At 35.2% G+C, this 22,246-nt stretch carries 17 protein-coding genes, 1 riboswitch and 1 other annotated feature; of the genes, 16 read left to right on the plus strand and 1 reads right to left on the minus strand.

Features of this window, described 5'->3' with window-relative positions; all coding sequences use genetic code 11:
• Positions 1-588: 588 nt before the first annotated feature.
• The 7 genes from dnaA (at position 589) to gyrA (ending at position 10,300) form a co-directional block, all read left to right on the plus strand.
• Positions 589-1,944, plus strand: a complete 1,356-nt coding sequence (gene dnaA, locus C7J89_RS01470) for a chromosomal replication initiator protein DnaA (protein WP_103294557.1) — start codon at positions 589-591, stop codon at positions 1,942-1,944.
• A 248-nt stretch (positions 1,945-2,192) separates the two neighbouring features.
• Positions 2,193-3,323: a DNA polymerase III subunit beta gene (gene dnaN, locus C7J89_RS01475; protein WP_103294556.1), complete on the plus strand. Its 1,131-nt coding sequence runs from the start codon at positions 2,193-2,195 to the stop codon at positions 3,321-3,323.
• Positions 3,324-3,476: 153 nt separating this feature from the next.
• Complete coding sequence (locus tag C7J89_RS01480; protein WP_159031762.1) at positions 3,477-4,145, plus strand: DsbA family protein; 669 nt, start codon at positions 3,477-3,479, stop codon at positions 4,143-4,145.
• Positions 4,146-4,290: 145 nt separating this feature from the next.
• Positions 4,291-4,524: a S4 domain-containing protein YaaA gene (gene yaaA, locus C7J89_RS01485; RefSeq protein WP_172458996.1), complete on the plus strand. Its 234-nt coding sequence runs from the start codon at positions 4,291-4,293 to the stop codon at positions 4,522-4,524.
• A complete protein-coding gene (gene recF / locus C7J89_RS01490; RefSeq protein ID WP_103294554.1) occupies positions 4,521-5,636 on the plus strand; it encodes a DNA replication/repair protein RecF in 1,116 nt (371 codons plus the stop codon). The genes yaaA and recF overlap by 4 nt, the downstream gene beginning before the upstream one ends.
• 12 nt (positions 5,637-5,648) lie before the next feature.
• Positions 5,649-7,601 carry a DNA topoisomerase (ATP-hydrolyzing) subunit B gene (gene gyrB, locus C7J89_RS01495; RefSeq protein ID WP_371860694.1) on the plus strand — a complete coding sequence of 651 codons (1,953 nt, stop codon included), beginning with the start codon at positions 5,649-5,651 and terminating at the stop codon, positions 7,599-7,601.
• Between the two features lie 35 nt (positions 7,602-7,636).
• Positions 7,637-10,300 (plus strand): DNA gyrase subunit A, encoded by a 2,664-nt coding sequence (gene gyrA / locus C7J89_RS01500; protein WP_103294553.1) that lies wholly within the window; start codon positions 7,637-7,639, stop codon positions 10,298-10,300.
• A 159-nt stretch (positions 10,301-10,459) separates the two neighbouring features.
• On the opposite strand, the gene C7J89_RS01505 is transcribed toward gyrA, so the two are convergent.
• Positions 10,460-11,272 carry an NAD(P)H-hydrate dehydratase gene (locus C7J89_RS01505; protein WP_061854138.1) on the minus strand — a complete coding sequence of 271 codons (813 nt, stop codon included), beginning with the start codon at positions 11,270-11,272 and terminating at the stop codon, positions 10,460-10,462.
• A 293-nt stretch (positions 11,273-11,565) separates the two neighbouring features.
• Here C7J89_RS01505 and hutH point away from each other — a divergent pair, with 293 nt between their 5' ends.
• The 9 genes from hutH (at position 11,566) to dnaB (ending at position 22,086) form a co-directional block, all read left to right on the plus strand.
• Complete coding sequence (gene hutH, locus C7J89_RS01510) at positions 11,566-13,068, plus strand: histidine ammonia-lyase (protein WP_103294552.1); 1,503 nt, start codon at positions 11,566-11,568, stop codon at positions 13,066-13,068.
• Between the two features lie 61 nt (positions 13,069-13,129).
• Positions 13,130-13,322 (plus strand) — a binding site (T-box leader).
• 58 nt (positions 13,323-13,380) lie between these two features.
• Positions 13,381-14,667, plus strand: a complete 1,287-nt coding sequence (serS, locus tag C7J89_RS01515; protein ID WP_061854136.1) for a serine--tRNA ligase — start codon at positions 13,381-13,383, stop codon at positions 14,665-14,667.
• 198 nt (positions 14,668-14,865) lie between these two features.
• The gene (locus C7J89_RS01520; protein ID WP_061854135.1) at positions 14,866-15,561 is read left to right on the plus strand and encodes an AzlC family ABC transporter permease; all 696 of its coding nucleotides are present in this window, start codon (positions 14,866-14,868) and stop codon (positions 15,559-15,561) included.
• Positions 15,558-15,887, plus strand: a complete 330-nt coding sequence (locus tag C7J89_RS01525; RefSeq protein WP_103294551.1) for an AzlD domain-containing protein — start codon at positions 15,558-15,560, stop codon at positions 15,885-15,887. Before C7J89_RS01520 ends, C7J89_RS01525 begins: the two co-directional genes overlap by 4 nt.
• A 108-nt stretch (positions 15,888-15,995) precedes the next feature.
• A riboswitch (SAM riboswitch) is annotated at positions 15,996-16,095 on the plus strand.
• Positions 16,096-16,155: 60 nt separating this feature from the next.
• A complete protein-coding gene (gene metX / locus C7J89_RS01530; protein ID WP_061854133.1) occupies positions 16,156-17,124 on the plus strand; it encodes a homoserine O-acetyltransferase MetX in 969 nt (322 codons plus the stop codon).
• 193 nt (positions 17,125-17,317) lie between these two features.
• Positions 17,318-18,229, plus strand: a complete 912-nt coding sequence (locus tag C7J89_RS01535) for a DUF2232 domain-containing protein (RefSeq protein ID WP_061854132.1) — start codon at positions 17,318-17,320, stop codon at positions 18,227-18,229.
• A gap of 15 nt (positions 18,230-18,244) precedes the next feature.
• The gene (locus tag C7J89_RS01540; RefSeq protein WP_061854131.1) at positions 18,245-20,209 is read left to right on the plus strand and encodes a DHH family phosphoesterase; all 1,965 of its coding nucleotides are present in this window, start codon (positions 18,245-18,247) and stop codon (positions 20,207-20,209) included.
• Positions 20,209-20,655, plus strand: coding sequence for a 50S ribosomal protein L9 (gene rplI, locus C7J89_RS01545; RefSeq protein WP_048794391.1), 447 nt, complete (start codon positions 20,209-20,211; stop codon positions 20,653-20,655). The genes C7J89_RS01540 and rplI overlap by 1 nt, the downstream gene beginning before the upstream one ends.
• A 30-nt stretch (positions 20,656-20,685) precedes the next feature.
• A complete protein-coding gene (gene dnaB / locus C7J89_RS01550; RefSeq protein WP_103294550.1) occupies positions 20,686-22,086 on the plus strand; it encodes a replicative DNA helicase in 1,401 nt (466 codons plus the stop codon).
• The last annotated feature ends 160 nt before the right edge of the window (positions 22,087-22,246 follow it).

Consider the following 22,246-nt stretch of genomic DNA (forward strand, 5'->3'; position numbering starts at 1 on the left):
CTAGTCATAATTCAAGCAACTACTAAAATATAACAAATTCTAATTTATAAAGCAAGCACAATTTTAATTGATCAATTGAGTCACTATGGCTCAAATACTCTCTATTAAATGTTGCATTGCAGAAAAACCGAACGTTCAAACCTCGAATTAACAGCATTTTTAAATACACGAACATTATTATTCATTTTCCATACAAATAATATACTTTATTTCCCAAACTGTAGTAAACAGTAAAATAGGGTTTATTTTGATTTATCCACTTATACACAATTCTAAATGGAAAAACTGTGGATAATATGTTACATTTTCACAAGTTATTCGGATATTTACTAACATATTCACAGCCATTTGACAGGTTACGCTGTTAAAAAGTATAATTATGTGGATAAGTCATCAAATATTGATAGATATAGGGTTTATTTTATTAGATTATGTACAAAAAGCTGTGTATAAATCATGATATGTGAAAAGTTATCCACTGATTGTTATTAACTTGTGGATAATTATCAACATGTTGTGATTATTTTTATCCACGTATGTGTTTTCTGTGTATAAGTCGAAAATTTATGGAATATGGAGTTAGTTATTATGTCAGAACAAGAAATCTGGGAGAAAGTACTTTCATTAGCTCGAGAAGAAATTAGTGAAACAAGTTACACTACATTTTTAAAAGATACTGAAATTCACGCTTTACGTGATAATGAAGCTATTATCGTGACAGACGAGGATTTCGTAGCTAATTGGTTAAATACGAAATATGCTGAAATAGTCCAATCATTACTATATAAAACGATTGGAGAAGAAGTTACACCAAAATTCTATTCAAAAAATCAACTTGAATCGATGGACGACAAACCAACTGTTGTCGATAAAGAGGAAAAAAAGCAGCCACAAAGTGTTGATATAGCAACGGTGAGTGGAGAACAATTTAACACACATAATACGTTTGATACTTTCGTAATTGGACCTGGGAACAGATTCCCGCATGCTGCAAGTTTGGCAGTAGCCGAAGCACCAGCTCAAGCATATAATCCATTATTTATTTATGGGGGCGTTGGACTAGGTAAAACCCATCTAATGCATGCCATTGGACATTATGTTTTGGCCAACAATCCAAATGCAAAAGTAATCTATACATCAAGCGAAAAATTTACGAACGAGTTCATTAAATCTATTCGTGATAACGAAACAGAACGATTTAGAGAAAAGTATAGAAACATTGATGTATTGCTAATAGATGATATTCAATTTATTCAAAATAAAGAACAAACTCAAGAAGAATTTTTCCATACTTTTAATGAACTTCATCAAGCTAATAAACAAATTGTTATTTCTAGTGATCGACCACCTAAAGAAATTTCAAAACTTGAAGATCGTTTACGTTCACGTTTCGAATGGGGACTAATTGTTGATATTACGCCTCCTGATTACGAAACAAGAATGGCAATATTGCAAAAGAAAATAGAGGAAGAGAACTTAAATATACCGACAGAAGCATTAACTTATATTGCAAATCAAATTCAATCAAATATTCGTGAGCTTGAAGGGGCGTTAACACGTGTACTCGCATTTTCAAAACTACACGGCCAATCAATAACTACTGAATTAACTGCTGAAGCACTTAAAGATATTATTCAAGCACCTAAATCTAAAAAGATTACGATTCAGGATATTCAAAAAGTTGTCGGTGACTATTATAGCGTACGTATCGAAGACTTTAGTGCCAAAAAACGTACTAAATCTATCGCCTATCCACGACAAATAGCAATGTATTTATCACGCGAATTAACCGATTTTTCACTCCCTAAAATTGGGGAAGAATTTGGCGGCCGTGACCACACAACTGTTATTCACGCTCATGAAAAAATTAGCAACGACACAAAAAATGATCCAACTTTTAAACAAGAAGTAGAAAATCTTGAAAAAGAAATAAGAAATCAATAAAAAACTGTACTAATACAGATTAAAAATACCTGTTATGAGGAATAAAAATAGCGTATTATTAATTTTGTTATCTGTGGGTAATGTGAATAAGTCATACACAGTGTACACAGTTTATCCACACAAGCTAAACTTTGTCACCAAAAAGATTATTAGACTTATCCACTAATTCACAGGCCCTACTACTATTACTACGGTTTTAAAACCTATATAATTTATATATAAACGACTGGAAGGAGTTTAAATTAAAGATGGAATTCACTATTAGAAGAGACTATTTCATAAACCAACTTAATGATGCACTAAAAGCCATCTCACCAAGAACAACATTACCAATATTAACTGGTATTAAAATTGACACTAAAGAAAACGACGTAATACTTACAGGTTCTGATTCAGAAATATCTATCGAAATTACAATACCTAAACAAGTTGATGGAGGAGATATTGTTACTATTGCTGAAACAGGTTCAGTCGTATTACCAGGCCGCTTCTTCGTTGATATCATTAAAAAACTTCCAGGCAAAGAAGTAAAATTATCAACAAATGACCAATTCCAAACGTTAATTACTTCAGGTCATTCTGAATTTAATTTAAGTGGTTTAGATCCAGATCAATATCCTTTACTACCGGAAGTATCACGCGAAGATGCTATCCAATTATCAGTAAAAGTCTTAAAAAACATCATTGCACAAACAAATTTCGCAGTGTCCACCTCAGAAACACGCCCAGTACTAACTGGTGTGAACTGGCTTATACAAGATAATGAATTAATATGCACTGCTACTGACTCACACCGCTTGGCAGTAAGAAAAGTGGGCTTAGAAGAAGATAGCGAAAATAAAAATGTCATCATTCCAGGTAAGGCATTATCTGAATTAAATAAAATTATGAGTGACAGCGATGATGATATAGATATATTCTTCGCATCCAACCAAGTATTATTCAAAGTTGGTAATGTGAACTTTATTTCACGCTTATTAGAAGGTCATTATCCAGATACTTCTCGCTTATTCCCAGAGAACTTTGAAATCAAATTAGGCGTAAACAACGGTGAATTTTATCATGCTATTGATCGTGCTTCTTTATTAGCAAGAGAAGGCGGCAATAACGTTATTAAATTAAGTACTGGTAATGAATTAGTCGAATTATCATCAACTTCACCAGAAATAGGTACCGTAAAAGAAGAAGTAGAGGCAAGTAATGTAGATGGTGGCAACTTAAAAATTTCTTTCAACTCTAAATACATGATGGATGCACTAAAAGCCATCGATAATGACGAGGTTGAAGTTGAATTTTTCGGCACAATGAAACCATTTATTTTAAAACCTAAAGACGATGATTCAGTAACACAATTGATTTTACCAATCAGAACTTATTAATTTGAAATAAATCATAGCGCTTCGAAGTTAACACTTTGGAGTGCTATTTTTTTGCGTTTTTTAGAGTAAATCGGGGCACTATAACGTGTAACTAGTAAAATAAGTTATTAAAGTTGGTGATTTTAATTGTATTCTAGAAAACGAGTTACTTTTTTGTTGAGTTTTATAGCCGTCATTTTAGCAGCGGTTGTCATCTTTCAATCCAAACAGCATTTAAATTTAAACAAAGAAGGTAAACGCTTGGCCCAAGCGATTAATACGACAAAGCAGGTAATTCCATCATGGGGACATAACAAAGCAAGTGTGACAATAACGCAATTTGGTAATTATTTATGCTCGCACTGTAAACAATTTGATCGTGATATCGTTTTGCGATTAGAAAAAGATTTTAAAAATAATCCACAGGTACAATTTCAATACATAGACGTACCATTCTCCAATGAAATATCAAATATTAATTCTAACGTGTCTCAGAAGCTATATACGCTTAATAAATATAAATATTGGGATTTACATCACAAAATATTTACTGCTTCTCCAAAAGCCTCTGAATTAAATAAAACAACTACAGCTCATTATCAACAACATTTATTACCACTCATAGATCAACTGAAATTAGATCACGAAGCTGCTCAAACATTGCAAGAGTTAATTAAAAAACCGAAAGCACTGAATCATCGTCAAGGGTTAGCACATCAACTTAATATAGACCATGTACCGGTGTTATATATTAACCAAAAACGTATCGAAAATATTACAGACTACAAAGCAATTAAAAGAGAGATAATTACCGCATTGAACAATACGACAAAAAATCGTTGAAATACAGTAAAAATTAATGTTTTCAGCGCATATTTAGCACACTAAATTAAAATTCAAAATAACTATTCATTTTAGCCTTGTTTTACATGAAATTTTGCTTAAAAAAAGGTATAATAAGTAGATGACCTTAAAGAAATGAAATGGAGTGATTGATTTGGTTGAAGAAATAGTTGTTGATGGTGACATCACTTTAGGACAATTTCTCAAAACTGAAGGTATTATCGAATCTGGAGGCCAAGCTAAATGGTTTTTAAATGAATTCGAAGTATTTCTTAACGACGAGCTAGAGACACGTCGTGGTAAAAAGCTGAACCACCAAGATAGAATAGATATACCGGAAGTAGGTTCATTTCTCATTTTACATCAAGGTGCAGAATGAAATTAACCTCACTCCAACTAGAAAACTATCGTAACTACGAGCAGATTGAGTTAGATTGCCACTCAGAAGTTAATATTTTAATTGGGGAAAATGCGCAAGGTAAAACCAATTTACTCGAATCCATTTATACTTTGGCGCTCGCTAAAAGTCATCGTACATCTAATGACAGAGAACTCATACGTTTTGACAAGGAGTATGCTAAAATAGAGGGAGAGTTAAGTTACAGATATGGTGAAATGCCACTTACGATGTTTATCACCAAAAAAGGTAAACAAGTTAAAATCAATCACTTAGAACAAAGTAGACTAACACAATATGTTGGTCATTTAAATGTGGTGTTATTTGCGCCTGAAGATTTAAATATCGTCAAAGGATCTCCACAAATCAGACGACGCTTTATCGATATGGAATTAGGGCAAATATCAGCCGTTTATTTAAATGATTTAGCGCAATATCAACGTATTCTCAAACAAAAGAATAATTACTTAAAGCAATTACAACATGGGCAAAAGACAGATAGCACTATGCTAGAAGTATTAAATCAACAATTTGCTACATATGCGTTGAAAGTCACTTTGCGTCGTGAAAAGTTTATTGAAGAATTAGAATCACTTGCGCAACCTATTCATGCTGGTATAACTGATGATCGAGAACGCTTAGGTTTACGCTATTTACCGAGTTTAAAGCTATCCGATGTTAATAAAAGTGAGACTGACCTGACCGAGGAAGTCTTAACCATGCTTAACGATAATATGGAGCGTGAGAAGGACCGAGGCGTATGCCTATTTGGGCCGCATAGAGATGATTTAGCGTTTGATGTTAATGGCATGGACGCTCAAACATATGGTTCACAAGGTCAACAGCGGACGACTGCTTTATCAATTAAGCTAGCAGAAATAGAGTTAATGCGTATTGAAGTGGGTGAATACCCTATATTATTACTTGATGATGTATTGAGTGAATTAGATAATTCACGTCAATCACATTTGTTAAGTACAATACAGCACAAAGTACAAACATTCGTTACTACGACATCAATAGATGGCATAGACCACGAAATCATGTCGAATGCGAAAACATATCGTATTAATCAAGGCGAAATTATTAAGTAACAGAAAGTGAAGGTGAACACATTGTCAGATGTGAACAACACGGAAAATTATGATGCTGGGCAAATTCAAGTATTAGAAGGTCTAGAAGCGGTACGTAAAAGACCAGGGATGTATATTGGTTCTACTGCAGAAAAAGGACTTCACCACTTAGTGTGGGAAATCGTCGACAACAGTATTGACGAAGCATTGGCTGGTTACGCAGACCAAATTGAAGTTGTGATTGAAGAAGATAATTGGATTAAAGTAACAGATAACGGACGTGGTATTCCAGTAGGTATCCAAGAAAAAATGGGACGTCCAGCAGTCGAAGTTATTTTAACTGTACTTCACGCCGGCGGTAAATTCGGTGGTGGCGGATATAAAGTATCAGGTGGTTTACATGGTGTAGGTTCATCTGTAGTAAATGCTTTATCCGAAGATTTAGAAGTTTATGTACACATAGACAATAAAATATATCACCAAGCTTATAAAAAAGGTATTCCGCAGTTTGACTTAAAAGTCGTTGGAGAAACAGACGATGATAATACAGGTACTGTTATTCGTTTTAAAGCAGACCCTACAATCTTTACAGAAACGACTGTTTATAACTACGAAACATTACAACAACGTATTAGAGAACTAGCGTTTTTAAATAAAGGTATTTCAATTACGTTAAGAGATGAACGTGAATCAGAGAAAGACGAAGACGGCAATCAACGTGAAGATACTTATTTCTACGAAGGTGGTATTAAATCATACGTAGAAATGCTTAACGAAAACAAAGAGCCTATTCATCCAGAGCCTATATATGTGCATGAATCAAAAGATGATATCGAAGTAGAGATAGCTTTACAATATAATAACGGCTTCGCAACGAACTTATTAACTTATGCCAATAATATCCACACGTATGAAGGTGGAACGCACGAAGATGGATTTAAACGCTCGTTATCTCGTGTTTTAAATAGTTATGGCATTAAAAGTAAAATTATCAAAGAGGACAAGGATAGACTTTCAGGTGAAGATACACGAGAAGGTTTAACTGCCGTTGTATCAATTAAACACGGTGATCCTCAATTCGAAGGACAAACAAAAACGAAATTAGGTAACTCTGAGGTACGTCAAGTTGTCGATAAATTATTCTCTGAACTATTCGAACGTTTCCTTTACGAAAATCCTAATGTAGCACGCATTATTGTTGAAAAAGGCATTATGGCATCTCGAGCAAGAATTGCTGCTAAAAAAGCGCGTGAAGTTACACGTCGTAAGACTGCCTTAGAAGTTTCAAGCTTACCAGGTAAACTTGCAGACTGTTCAAGTAAAGATCCTAACCGTAGTGAAATCTTTATCGTAGAGGGTGACTCTGCCGGGGGGTCTACTAAATCAGGTCGTGACTCTGAAACACAAGCGATTTTACCGTTACGTGGTAAAATTCTTAACGTTGAAAAAGCACGTCTCGATAGAATTTTAAACAACAATGAAATTCGTTCAATGATTACTGCATTTGGTACTGGCATTGGCGGCGAGTTTGATTTAAGTAAAGCACGCTATCACAAGATTATTATTATGACAGATGCCGATGTCGATGGTGCGCATATTCGAACGCTATTATTAACATTCTTCTATCGTTTCATGCGTCCGTTAATTGAAGCGGGCTATGTATATATCGCGCAACCACCATTGTTCAAATTAACGCAAGGTAAACAAAAATATTATGTCTTTAATGAGCGTGAATTAGATAAGCTTAAAGCTGAATTAGACCCATCACCTAAATGGTCTATAGCACGTTATAAAGGTTTAGGTGAGATGAATGCGGACCAATTGTGGGAAACTACAATGAATCCAGAAAATCGTTCAATGTTACAAGTGACATTGGAAGATGCAATTAACGCCGATCAAACATTTGAAATGTTAATGGGTGACGTCGTGGAAAACCGTAGACAGTTTATTGAAGACAATGCAGTCTATGCTAACTTAGATTTCTAAAACAATGAACTGATTTTTTGAAGGAGGATATCTTGATGGCTGAAGTACCTGAATCAAGAATAAATGAACGAAATATTACTAGTGAGATGCGAGAGTCGTTTTTAGACTACGCAATGAGTGTTATCGTATCTCGTGCCCTACCAGACGTTAGAGATGGTTTGAAACCAGTACATCGTCGTATCTTATATGGGTTAAACGAACAAGGTATGACACCTGATAAATCATATAAAAAGTCAGCACGTATCGTTGGTGACGTAATGGGTAAATATCACCCTCACGGTGACTCATCTATTTACGAAGCTATGGTAAGAATGGCTCAGGATTTCAGCTATCGATATCCTTTAGTTGATGGCCAAGGTAACTTTGGCTCAATGGATGGTGATGGCGCTGCGGCTATGCGTTATACAGAGGCGCGTATGTCTAAAATAACGCTTGAATTATTACGTGATATCAATAAAGATACTATTGATTTTATAGATAACTATGATGGTAATGAAAGGGAGCCGTCAGTCTTACCTGCACGTTTCCCTAACTTACTTGTTAACGGTGCCTCAGGTATCGCAGTAGGTATGGCGACAAATATCCCACCTCATAACTTAACTGAAGTTATCAATGGTGTCTTAAAAGTAAGTCACAATCCTGATGTAACGATTGCCGAGTTAATGGAAGATATTCAAGGTCCAGATTTCCCAACTGGCGCGTTAATCATGGGTAAAAGTGGCATCCGCAGAGCTTACGAAACAGGCCGTGGCTCAATCCAAATGCGTTCTCGTGCTGAAATAGAAGAACGCGGTGGTGGACGTCAACGAATCGTCGTTACAGAGATTCCATACCAAGTTAACAAAGCACGTATGATTGAAAAAATTGCGGAATTAGCTAGAGATAAAAAAGTCGATGGTATAACTGATTTACGTGATGAAACAAGTTTACGTACAGGTGTAAGAGTCGTAATTGACGTTAGAAAAGACGCCAATGCGAACGTTATTCTTAACAACTTATATAAACAAACACCATTACAAACATCATTTGGTGTAAATATGATTGCGCTTGTTAATGGTAGACCTAAACTTATTAACTTAAAAGAAGCACTTGTAGAATATTTAGAACATCAAAAAATTGTCGTAAGACGTCGTACTGAATACAACCTGAAAAAAGCACAAGATCGTGCGCATATTCTTGAAGGTTTAAGAATCGCATTAGATCACATCGATGAAATCATCACGACAATTCGTGAATCAGAAACTGACAAAGTAGCAATGGACAGCTTGCAAGAACGTTTCAAATTAACTGAACGCCAAGCCCAAGCTATTTTGGATATGCGTTTAAGACGTCTAACAGGATTAGAACGCGATAAAATTGAAAATGAATATAATGAGTTAGTAGCTTATATTAAAGAATTAGAAGAAATTCTTGCAGATGAAGAAAAATTATTACAAATCGTAAGAGATGAACTTATAGATATTCGCGAACGCTATGGAGACGATCGTCTAACAGAAATACAATTAGGCGGCTTCGACAATATCGAAGACGAAGATTTAATACCTGAAGAACAAATCGTTATTACGTTAAGTCATAATAACTATATTAAACGATTACCAGTTTCTACATATCGTGCTCAACACCGAGGTGGTCGTGGTGTTCAAGGTATGAATACGTTAGAAGAAGACTTCGTAAGCCAACTTGTAACGTTAAGTACTCACGATAACGTCCTATTCTTTACGAATAAAGGTCGCGTGTATAAATTGAAAGGTTATGAAGTGCCAGAGCTTTCACGTCAATCTAAAGGTATACCAGTCGTTAATGCTATTGAATTAGATAACGATGAAAGCATCAGTACGATGATAGCCGTTAAAGATTTAGAGCGTGAAGATAACTTCTTAATCTTTGCAACGAAGAAAGGTATTATCAAACGTTCAAGATTAAATAACTTCTCTCACATTAATAAGAACGGTAAAATTGCGATTGGTTTCAAAGATGAGGACGAACTAATTGCGGTACGTCTCACAGATGGTTCTCAAGATGTGCTTATTGGTACTGCGCACGCATCATTAATACGTTTCCAAGAACAGTCATTAAGACCACTTGGTAGAACGGCAGCAGGTGTGAAAGGTATTACAATACGTGAAGGCGACCAAGTCGTTGGCTTAGACGTTGCGCACTCTGAAAGTGAAGATGAAGTACTTGTTGTAACTAAAAATGGTTATGGTAAACGTACGCCAGTAAGTGAATATAGATTATCAAATCGTGGTGGTAAAGGTATCAAGACAGCCACAATAACAGAACGTAACGGTGATATCGTTTGTATCACAACTGTATCTGGTAGTGAAGACTTGATGGTTGTAACTAATTCTGGTGTAATTATTAGAATTGATGTTCATGATATTTCACAAAACGGTAGAGCGGCACAAGGTGTTCGTCTAATACGTCTTGGAGACAATCAATTTGTTTCTACTGTTGCTAAAGTTGACGAAGAAGAAGAAACAGCTAAAGCAGAAGAAAGCATAGAAACTACAGACGCTGATGAAACTCAAGCATTAAATGAAACTGAAACTGTAGTTGAAGACGACACACCTGGTAACGCAATTCATACAGAAGGTGAAGAAGAAGACAACGAACCTAAAGAGTTAAGACAAGACTTTATGGATCGCGTTAATGAAGATATCGACAATGCAGATAACGACGATGACACAGAAGAATAAATAACATAATAAATTTAAAAAAGCCTAGCAGATTATCTTAATTTGCTAGGTTTTTTCATATAAAGATGATTGCTATATGATCTATTTTAGAGGACCTACCCTCTTGATATACTATAAATAAAACGCCTCTAATCACTAAATTAGAGGCGTTACTTTATATTATTGTTCTAATCTTTTCATAGCATGTGGAATTTCACTGATTAATCTTGATGGTGGTACAACATACATAGATTCAGCTAATGAATCGCCAATATAACTATGTGTGTACGTAGCACTTGTAACAGCTTCTTCGATATTATCGAATTGTCCAACGAAGCTTGTAATCATACCAGCAAGCGTGTCGCCCATACCGCCTGTAGCCATTGCAGGTGTACCAATTGGTAATTTATAATCACTGTTTCTGAAATAAATTTCGGTACCATGCATTTTAAGTACAATCGTTGCGCCTATATCGTCTGCAGCTTGACGGTTACGTTCGTATTCTTGTTCATCAATAGGAATACCGCTTAAACGTTCCCATTCTTTTTGGTGTGGCGTAAAAATAACACGACACGTAGGGATTTGTGGTTTTAATTTACTAAAGATTGTAATCGCATCACCATCAACAATAAGTGTTTGATGAGATTGGATGTTTTGCAATAGGAAAGTAATCGCATTATTTCCTTTGAAATCACAACCAAGTCCAGGTCCGATTAAAATACAATCTGTATTTTCAATCATTTTAGTAAGCATTTTAGTATCGTTAATATCGATTACCATTGCCTCCGGACAACGGGAATGAAGTGCTGCATGGTTGTTAGGGTGTGTAGCTACTGTAATTAAGCCACTTCCACTATAAACACACGCACGAGCCGCTAAAATAATTGCGCCACCTAAACTAGCATTCCCACCAATTAATAAGATTCTACCGTAGTCCCCTTTATGAGTATCATCTTTACGTTTAGGAATACTAACTGATGATAAAGTTTCCATTACGAAACCTCCTTTTTTAGTTAATGATTTTATATAATATCGTTGTTTTAGTCATTATTTGTCGTTACTTTATTTTAAATACAATAGAAAATAATATACCTGCAAGTACGTTAAGTCAATAGTTAAAATCTAATAATAAGTACAATAAATTTACATATATGTGAATAACCTGCTTTAGCCTGTTAAATCAGTAATTTGATAACACGTTACGACTATTGCTATAACTATTGTTACGCAAAAAATGAAAGCGTATACTTTGAGTTGCATGCTAATTATTGAGAGGAGATGGGATAATGGTATTACAATTAACAGGAAATGATTTAACGATTGCACAAATTAAAAACTTTTTAAACGAGAACGAAACTGTAGAGATTACAGATGAAGCACTACAACGTGTTAAGCAAAGTCGTGCAATAGTTGAAGATATTATCGCTAATAAAAAAACAATATACGGTATTACGACTGGATTTGGTTTATTTAGTGATATTAGAATCGACCAAGGGGAATATGAACAATTACAAACAAACTTAATCCGCTCACATGCTTGTGGTGTAGGTAAACCATTTGGAGAAGAAGTATCATTAGTAATGATGGTATTACGTTTAAATACATTATTAAAAGGACATTCAGGAACGACTGTCGAACTTATCGACCAACTTGTTTACTTTATTAACCAACGTATTATTCCGGTCATTCCACAACAAGGCTCATTGGGAGCTTCGGGAGACTTAGCGCCATTAGCACATTTAGCTTTAGCATTAATTGGAGAAGGTAATGTTTTCTATCAAGGAGAAGAAGTTGATAGTAGACACGTCTTAAGTAATTTAAATAGACAGCCGTTACAGTTACAAGCTAAAGAAGGACTAGCATTAATTAATGGAACACAAGCAATGACTGCACAAGGCGTCATTAATTACATTGAAGCGGAAGATTTAGCACTACAAGCTGAATGGATTGCTGCTTTAACGCATCAGGCTTTAAATGGTATTACAGACGCATATAATGAAAATGTACATAAAGTTAGAAACTTTGACGAACAAACTGCTGTAGCGGCACGTATGTTGGACTGGTTAGAAGGATCGCAATTAACAACGAGACAGGGTGAAATTCGAGTGCAAGATGCTTACTCTTTACGTTGTATTCCTCAAATTCACGGTGCTAGTTTCCAAGTATTTAACTATGTTAAAGAGAAATTAGAATTTGAAATGAATGCAGCAAACGATAACCCACTTATTTTTGATGAAGATGACGAAACACTCGTTATTTCTGGTGGGAATTTCCATGGGCAACCTATCGCCTTTGCTTTAGACTTCTTAAAGATAGGAGTAAGTGAATTAGGTAACGTCGCTGAACGTCGTTTAGAACGTCTTGTTAACCCACAATTGAATAATGGACTACCAGCATTTTTAAGTCCACAACCAGGTTTACAAAGTGGCGCAATGATTATGCAATATGCCGCAGCAAGTTTAGTATCAGAAAATAAAACATTAGCCCATCCTGCTAGTGTTGATTCTATACCATCTTCGGCGAACCAAGAAGATCACGTTTCAATGGGGACGATAGCCTCACGTCATGGTTATAATATAATTGAAAATACAAGAAGTGTAATTGCGATTGAATGTATTATTGCGCTACAAGCAGTAGAGCATAAAGACATTGAAAAATTATCACCAAAAACACGTGCGAAATATGATGAATTAAGACATATCATTCCAACGATTACTGAAGATAGACAATTCCATAAAGACATTGCAGCGGTTGCTCAACATTTACGTGATAGAGCTTATAATGCTTAATCAGAGTAACAATGTTGCTTGAAAATAACATTTGAATTTGCTATATTTAATTTAAGTAAATAAAGCATTGTTCATAGGCTAAGTAGTTTTAAGATGCTTGATATCAGAGAACTTGTGGTTGGTGCGAACAAGTAATCAGCATTAAAATGAATCTACCTATATTTGAGAACAATCGGTTTAACCGTTATTTTAGTGAGAGCGCAGTCTTAATTAGGCTGTTAAATAGGGTGGCAACGCGTGACCACGTCCCTTGTGTTAGGGATGTGGTCTTTTTTTGTTCCACTCAAATAAACATCGAAAGGAATGAACGATATGTTAGATATTAGAATGTTTCGTACAGAACCTCAATTAGTTAAAGACAAAGTAGCTAAGCGTGGTATGAGCGAAAGTGTTGTTGATGAGGTACTTAATTTAGATGAACAACGTCGTCAATTAATTAGTCAATCTGAAGAAATGAAGGCAGAACGTAATAAAGTAAGTGGCGAGATTGCTCAGAAAAAACGTAATAAAGAAAATGCGGATGATGCGATCACTGCAATGAGAGAATTAGGAGATAAGATTAAACAACTTGATGAACAATTAAATGATGTCGATGAACAATTAACGAATCATTTAGCTACTATTCCTAACTTAATTCATGATGATGTGCCAGTTGGCGATTCAGATGAAGATAATGTTGAATTAAAACGATGGGGTACACCAAGAACATTTGATTTTGAAGCTCAACCTCACTGGGATATAGTAGAAAACTTAAAAATGGTTAATTTTGAACGTGCTGCAAAAGTTTCAGGTGCACGCTTCGTATTTTTAACTGGTGAAGGTGCACAATTAGAACGTGCATTAATGAACTATATGGTTACGAAACATACGACTCAACATGGTTATACTGAAATGATGGTACCACAATTAGTTAATGCAGAATCAATGTACGGTACTGGTCAATTACCTAAGTTTGAAGAAGACTTATTTAAAGTCGAAAAAGAAGGTCTATACACTATTCCAACAGCTGAGGTACCATTAACTAACTATTATAGAAATGAAATTATTGGTCCTGATGTCTTACCTGAAAAATTCACAGCGCAATCTGCTTGTTATAGAAGTGAAGCGGGTTCAGCTGGTAGAGATACAAGAGGTTTAATTCGTTTACACCAATTCGATAAAGTAGAAATGGTACGTTATGAAAAGCCTGAAGATTCATGGGATGCATTAGAAGAAATGACGCTTCATGCGGAAGCTATTTTAGAAGAATTAGGATTACCTTATCGCCGTGTGATTTTATGTACAGGAGATATCGGTTTCGGTGCAAGTAAAACTTATGATTTAGAAGTTTGGTTACCAAGCTATGATGATTATAAAGAAATAAGTTCTTGTTCAAACGTTACTGATTTCCAAGCACGTCGTGCAAATATCCGCTTCAAAAGAGATAAAGCATCTAAGCCAGAATTAGTTCACACATTAAATGGTAGTGGGTTAGCGGTAGGTCGTACTTTCGCAGCTATCGTTGAAAATTATCAAAATGAAGATGGCTCAATTACAATTCCTGAAGCACTTGTACCATTTATGGGTGGCAAAACTAAAATAGGTCCAGTAGTTAAATAATAATATATTATAGCTATTACAAGCGTTCTGTCTACGAGATGGAACGCTTTTTAATAGGGTAGGGGAGGCTAAAATATAGTAGGTTTTAGTCTACCGTTTGTCTTACATCAGACAAACGGTAGACTTACCTTATTGCTCGCTTAAATATTCTGTATTAGACTATCAATAATATGCTTACAGGCAGGGGAGGGGTAGTATATGGCTTCGCATTTAACATTTAGGCAAGGTGTTAAAGAATGCGTACCTACATTATTAGGTTATGCAGGTGTGGGACTTTCTTTTGGCATCGTTGCGGTAGCATCTAAGTTTAGTCTTATAGAAATAATTTTATTATGCTTACTCGTTTATGCCGGTGCAGCACAATTTATTATTTGTAGTTTAGTGATTGCTGGAACACCTATAACTGCAATTGTATTAACGACTTTTATAGTTAATTCAAGGATGTTTTTATTAAGTATGACCTTAGCTCCCCAATATAAAAATTACGGTTGGCTTAATCGTTTAGGGTTAGCAACGTTAGTTACTGACGAAACATTTGGAGTTGCTATAACACCTCACTTAAAAGGTGAACAGATAAATGATCGTTGGTTACATGGACTTAATTTAACGGCATATTTATTTTGGACTGTATCGTGTATTGTTGGCGCTATTTTCGGTAAATATATCCACAACCCAGATGCACTCGGTTTAGATTTTGCTATTACTGGTATGTTTATCTTTTTAGCAATTTCACAATTTGAAACGGTACAACGTTCTCAAATTATGACTTATATCGTATTGATTGTTTGTGTCATTGTAATGATGTTTTTATTTAGTTTATTTATGCCTACATACGTAGCAATTATTTTATCTTCGGTACTTGCGGCTACATTAGGGGTGGTGATGACCAAATGAGTATGACGATACATATGCTAAGCATCATCGTGTTATGTGGTGTGGTCACGTGGTTAACTAGGGTAGTACCATTTATGTTGATTACACGTGTTCATTTATCAGAAAAAGTCGTAAAATGGTTATCGTTTATCCCAATTACATTGTTTACTGCACTGATTATCGATGGCGTTATCGAACAACACAGTGGTAAATTTGGTTATACTATTAATATTCCATTTTTAGTAACAATCATTCCAACTGTATTAGTGGCATTTATATCTAAAAGTCTCACAATAACTATAGTTGCCGGTATTTTTATAATGGCGCTTATACGTTTACTATTTTAATGTTAAGCATTGAAGTAGTAAGCGTTATTCGTTAGAATGAAATTAATAGAAAATTTCGACATCTATAGTATGGGTGTTTCGAAAAATAAATCTAATAAATTAAATCAAATCTTATTTTGAGAAGCTAAGGGACTTGGCCCATAGATGCTTCAGCAACCGGCTATAGAGTACGGTGCTAAAACCAACGAAGATATTCGAATGATAAGTAACCAGTAACCTTCTTACTTATATCGAGTAAGAAGGTTTTTAAGTTAGTAGGAGGTCGAACATGACAAATTATACTGTGGACACGTTAGAATTAGGACCGTTTGAAACAGAATCAGGGGAAACAATATCAAATTTAAAATTACGTTATGAACATGTAGGCTTCAAAGGTCAACCGCTCGTGTTAGTATGTCATGCTCTGACAGGTAACCATGTGACGTATGGAACGGACGAGGATCATGGCTGGTGGCGCGAAATTATTGATGGAGGTTATATGCCAATTAATGATTACCAATTTCTAACTTTTAATGTTATCGGTAGTCCATTTGGTTCAAGTTCTGCATTAATAGATGATGATTTTCCTTCAAAACTAACTTTAAGAGACGTTGTACGAGCATTAGAAGTTGGGATTAAAGCATTGGGTTTTTCCCACATTGATATCTTAATCGGTGGCTCACTTGGTGGCATGCAAGCTATGGAATTGCTATATAATAGACAATTTGATGTGAAGAAGGCAGTCATACTTGCCGCTACAGATAAGACTTCCTCTTATAGTCGTGCATTTAATGAAATTGCACGTCAATCAATTCAGTTAGCTGGTAAAGAAGGCATGAGTATTGCACGACAATTAGGCTTTTTAACGTATCGTTCATCTAAAAGTTATGATAAACGATTTTCACCAGACCAAGTCGTAGCATATCAACGACATCAAGGTAATAAATTTAAAGAAAACTTTAATCTTAACTGTTATTTAACACTCCTGGACGTCTTAGATAGTCATGATATCGACAGAGATCGTACGGACGTTACCGAAGTATTTAAATCTTTAGATACTAAAGTTTTAACGATGGGCTTTACGGATGATTTATTGTATCCCGATGATCTAGTACGTGCAGTAGGGGAGCGGTTTAAATATCACCGTCACTTCTTCGTACCTGACAATGTAGGCCATGATGGATTTTTACTTAACTTTAACGATTGGGCACCTAATTTGTATCATTTCTTAAAAGTTTCTAAATTTAAGCGTAAATAAAATACAGCAAAGCTCTGAGTTTACTGTTATAAGTAGACTTAGAGCTTTTTTTGTTTGACCGATGATTCGCGAATAAAGCTAGTCACGTTATGAATGAAATTTGACCTGCTCATTCGAAATTATCAATAATTGTATAAAATTTCTAAAGAGGTTAGAATAGTAATACAGTCAAAAAGTATGGGAGTGGCAAAATTTGTTTTCAAAAATTGAACCTAAAGCTACTATTTTGAGTATTATCTCACTCATCATCGTTGCTTTAGTCTTACATATATTACCGCCACTTGGTTTTGTATTATGCTTGTTTGCGACAATACCAGGCATTGTACTATGGCACAAATCTAAAGAATCTTTTGGATTGGCCGCTGTAATTACAGTAATTTTAACCACTTTGTTAGGTAATATATTCGTATTAAGTACGATGGTCTTAATATTAATTGTTAGTTTTTTAGTAGGCCAATTATTAAAAGAACGTACATCAAAAGAACGTATTCTATACGTAACTACAACATTTATCAGTATCATCTCATTGGTCGCTTTTATGATTTTACAAGCGCTTAATAAAATACCAACAGTAGATACGCTAATAAAACCACTAAGAACTCAAATGCTACAAGCAATTGAAGAGAGTGGTGTGCAGAATGGCTACGAAAATACGATAGGGGAAGGTCTCCGTCAATTTGCAGTTCAACTACCTAGCTACGTTATTATAACGATATTTCTACTTATCTTAATTAACCTAATTATTACATTTCCAATATTACGCAAATTTAAAGTAGCAACACCAGTATTTAAACCGTTATTTGCATGGCAAATGAATAAAGTTTTACTTATTTTATACGTTATTACACTGCTCTGTGTTATGTTTGCGTCTAAAGCGGGTACTTTCCAAAGTATCGTATTGAATTTTGAAATTGTGTTATCATTATGTATGTATTTGCAAGGTTTAAGTTTAATACATTTCTTTGGCAAAGCGAAAGGCATGCCAACAGCTTTAACAGTAGTGTTAATGGTCATTGGGACAATTTTAACGCCATTTACACATATTGTCGTTTTAATAGGGTTTATTGATTTAGCATTTAACTTAAAAGGTATCATTAAAAAATAATGTGAGGTGGACAAAATGAACCGTCAATCCACTAAAAAAGCATTAGTTTTACCATTTATCATTATGGCAATTACGGCATTAGTTTTAGTCGCAGTATGGTTTATTTTTAACCAACTCATTGCCGGCATCGCTACTGCGATTTTGATAGTCGTAATTATTATTGCTGCTTTAATGGTAAGGCAAGCTTTACAAAAGATGGACAACTACGTCGATAATTTAAGTGGACACATATCAGCCGGTAGTAATCGAGCAATTAAAAATTTACCAATTGGTATGGTAGTTATTGATGAAAACGAAAATATTGAGTGGATGAACCAATTTATGTCAGAACGTTTGGATCGCAATGTAATCTCTGATCCAGTAAATGAAGTTTATCCAAATATATTAAAGCAATTAGAAAAAACTGAAGAAATTGATATAGAAGATAGAAATTATCACTATCGCGTAAGATATTCTGAAAAAGAGCATATTTTATATTTCTTCGATATTACAGAAGAAGTCCGTATTAATGAATTATATAATGATTCGAAACCAATTATTGCAACGTTATTTTTAGATAACTATGATGAAATCACACAAAACATGAACGATACGCAACGTTCAGAAATTAACTCAATGGTAACCCGAGTTATCAGTCGTTGGGCATCTGAATATGACATTTACTTTAAGCGTTATAGTACAGATCAATTCGTCGCGTATTTAAACCAACATATATTAGATGAAATTGAAGATGCAAACTTTGATATTTTAAGTCAGTTAAGAGAAAAAAGTGTTGGTTACAGAGCACAACTTACATTAAGTATAGGTGTAGGTGAAGGTTCTGATAGTTTAATTGATCTTGGTGAATTATCACAATCAGGACTAGATTTAGCCTTAGGTCGTGGTGGTGACCAAGTTGCGATTAAAAACCAAAATGGTAATGTACGTTTCTATGGCGGTAAGACTGACCCAATGGAAAAACGTACACGTGTAAGAGCGCGCGTAATTTCTCACGCATTAAAAGATATACTTATGGAAGGCGATAAAGTTATTATCATGGGACATAAACGTCCTGATTTAGATGCCATTGGTGCAGCAATCGGGGTTTCTCGTTTTGCAATGATGAATAACTTAGATGCGCATATCGTGTTAAATGATTCAGACATCGACCCAACATTACGTCGTGTAATGGATTCTATCGATGAAAAACCTGAATTAAAAGAACGTTTTATTAGTTCCGAAGAGGCATGGGACAATATGACATCAAGAACGACTGTCGTTATTGTCGATACGCATAAGCCTGAAATGGTTATAGATGAAGATATTTTAAACAAAGCCAATAGAAAAGTAGTCATTGACCACCATAGACGTGGTGAAAGCTTTATCTCTAGCCCGTTACTTGTTTATATGGAACCATATGCTAGTTCAACGGCTGAACTTGTGACAGAATTACTAGAATATCAACCAACAGAACAACGTTTAACACGTTTAGAATCTACAGTAATGTTCGCAGGTATTATCGTTGATACACGTAACTTTACTTTACGTACGGGTTCAAGAACATTTGATGCCGCAAGTTATTTACGTGCACACGGTGCCGACACAATTTTAACGCAACACTTCTTGAAAGATGATATCGATACGTATATTAACCGTACAGAATTAATCCGTACGGTAGAATTACAAGATAACGGTGTTGCCATAGCTCATGGTCCAGACGACAAAATATACCATCCTGTTACAGTTGCACAAGCTGCAGATGAGCTGTTAAGTTTAGATGGTGTAGAGGCATCTTACGTTGTCGCTAGAAGAGAAGATTCACTTGTTGGTATGTCTGCCCGCTCACTAGGAGCAGTTAACGTGCAACTAACTATGGAAGCACTCGGTGGCGGTGGCCATTTAACAAATGCTGCCACACAACTTAAAGATGTTACGGTCGAAGAAGCGATCGAACAATTACAACAAGCAATAACAGAACAAATGAGTAGGAGTGAAAATTGATGAAAGTAATATTCACACAAAACGTTAAAGGTAAAGGTAATAAAGGTGAAGTCAAAGACGTACCAGTAGGTTATGCTAATAACTACCTTTTAAAAAATAAATTAGCTGTCGAAGCGACACCAGGAAATCTTAAACAATTAGAACAACAAGAAAAAGCAGCTAAAGCAGAACGTCAAAAAGAAATCGATGAAGCGAAACAACTTAAATCAAAATTAGCCGACCTTGAAGTAGAAGTTTCAGCTAAAACTGGTGAAGGTGGCAAATTATTTGGTTCAGTAAGTACGAAACAAATTGCACAAGCTCTACAAGAGCAACATGATATTAAAATTGATAAACGTAAAATGGATTTACCAAGCGGTATCCATGCATTGGGTTATACAAATGTACCGGTCAAACTAGATAAAGAAGTCGAAGGTACTATTCGTGTACACACAATTGAACAATAATTATGGATTGAAATATGAGGTGTAATCGACATGGATGGAATGTATGAACAAAATCAAATGCCCCATAGTAATGAGGCTGAACAATCTGTCTTAGGTGCCATTATCATTGATCCAGAATTAGTAAACTCAACTCAGGAAGTATTACTTCCTGAGTCATTTTATAGGGGTGCACATCAACATATCTTCCGTGCGATGATGAATCTCAACGAAGATAATAAAGAAATCGATGTTGTCACTATAATGGATCAATTGTCACAAGAAGGTCGCTTGAGTGAAGCGGGTGGACCACAATACTTAGCAGAGCTATCTAATAATGTACCGACAACGCGAAACGTACAATATTATACGGACATTGTTTTTAAACATGCTTTAAAACGTAAATTAATCCAAGCTGCAGATAGTATTGCAAATGATGGTTACAATGATGAACTTGAATTAGATACAATACTTAACGATGCTGAACGTCGTATTCTTGAACTATCTTCCACACGTGAAAGCGATGGCTTTAAAGATATTAGAGACGTCTTAGGTGATGTTTACGAAAATGCAGAATTACTTGACCAAAATAGCGGACAAACCCCAGGTATACCTACTGGGTACCGAGATTTAGACCAAATGACGGCAGGATTTAACCGTAATGATTTAATCATTTTAGCGGCACGTCCTTCTGTTGGTAAGACTGCCTTCGCTCTTAATATTGCGCAAAAAGTAGCGACACATGAAGATCATTTTTCAGTTGGTATCTTCTCTCTCGAGATGGGTGCAGACCAACTAGCGACACGTATGATTTGTAGTTCGGGTAATGTGGATTCTAACCGTCTACGTACAGGTACAATGACGGAAGAAGATTGGAATAGATTTACGATTGCAGTAGGTAAATTATCACGTACCAAAATATTTATTGATGATACGCCGGGTATACGAATTACTGATATTCGTTCTAAATGTCGTCGCTTAAAACAAGAACACGGATTAGATATGATTGTTATTGACTATCTACAACTTATTCAAGGTAGTGGTTCACGTTTTTCAGATAACCGTCAACAAGAAGTATCTGAAATATCACGTACGCTAAAAGCGATTGCTAGAGAACTAGAATGTCCTGTTATTGCATTGAGTCAGTTATCGCGTGGCGTGGAACAACGTCAAGATAAGCGACCAATGATGAGTGATATTCGTGAATCTGGTTCAATCGAGCAAGATGCTGATATCGTTGCTTTCTTATATCGTGATGACTATTACAATCGCGGTGAAGAAGATGAAGACGACGATGATGCAGGATTTGAACCTCAAATGAACGATGAGAACGGTGAAATTGAAATTATAATTGCAAAACAACGTAACGGCCCGACAGGTACAGTAAAATTACATTTCATGAAACAATACAATAAATTCACTGATATAGATTATGCCCATGCAGATTTTGGATAATTAAATAAAAAATATTTTTCCGTACAATAAAGATGTTCTACGTTTTATTGTACGGTTTTTAATTACATTTGGAGATACGTTTGATATGGAAGTATGTATCGAAGATTTCACTTATATTGTGTCTGAACACTGATAAATCAACGCTTTTGGTTAATGAATT

The sequence above is a fragment of the Staphylococcus kloosii genome (assembly GCF_003019255.1).
GTDB classification, from domain to species: Bacteria; Bacillota; Bacilli; order Staphylococcales; family Staphylococcaceae; genus Staphylococcus; species Staphylococcus kloosii.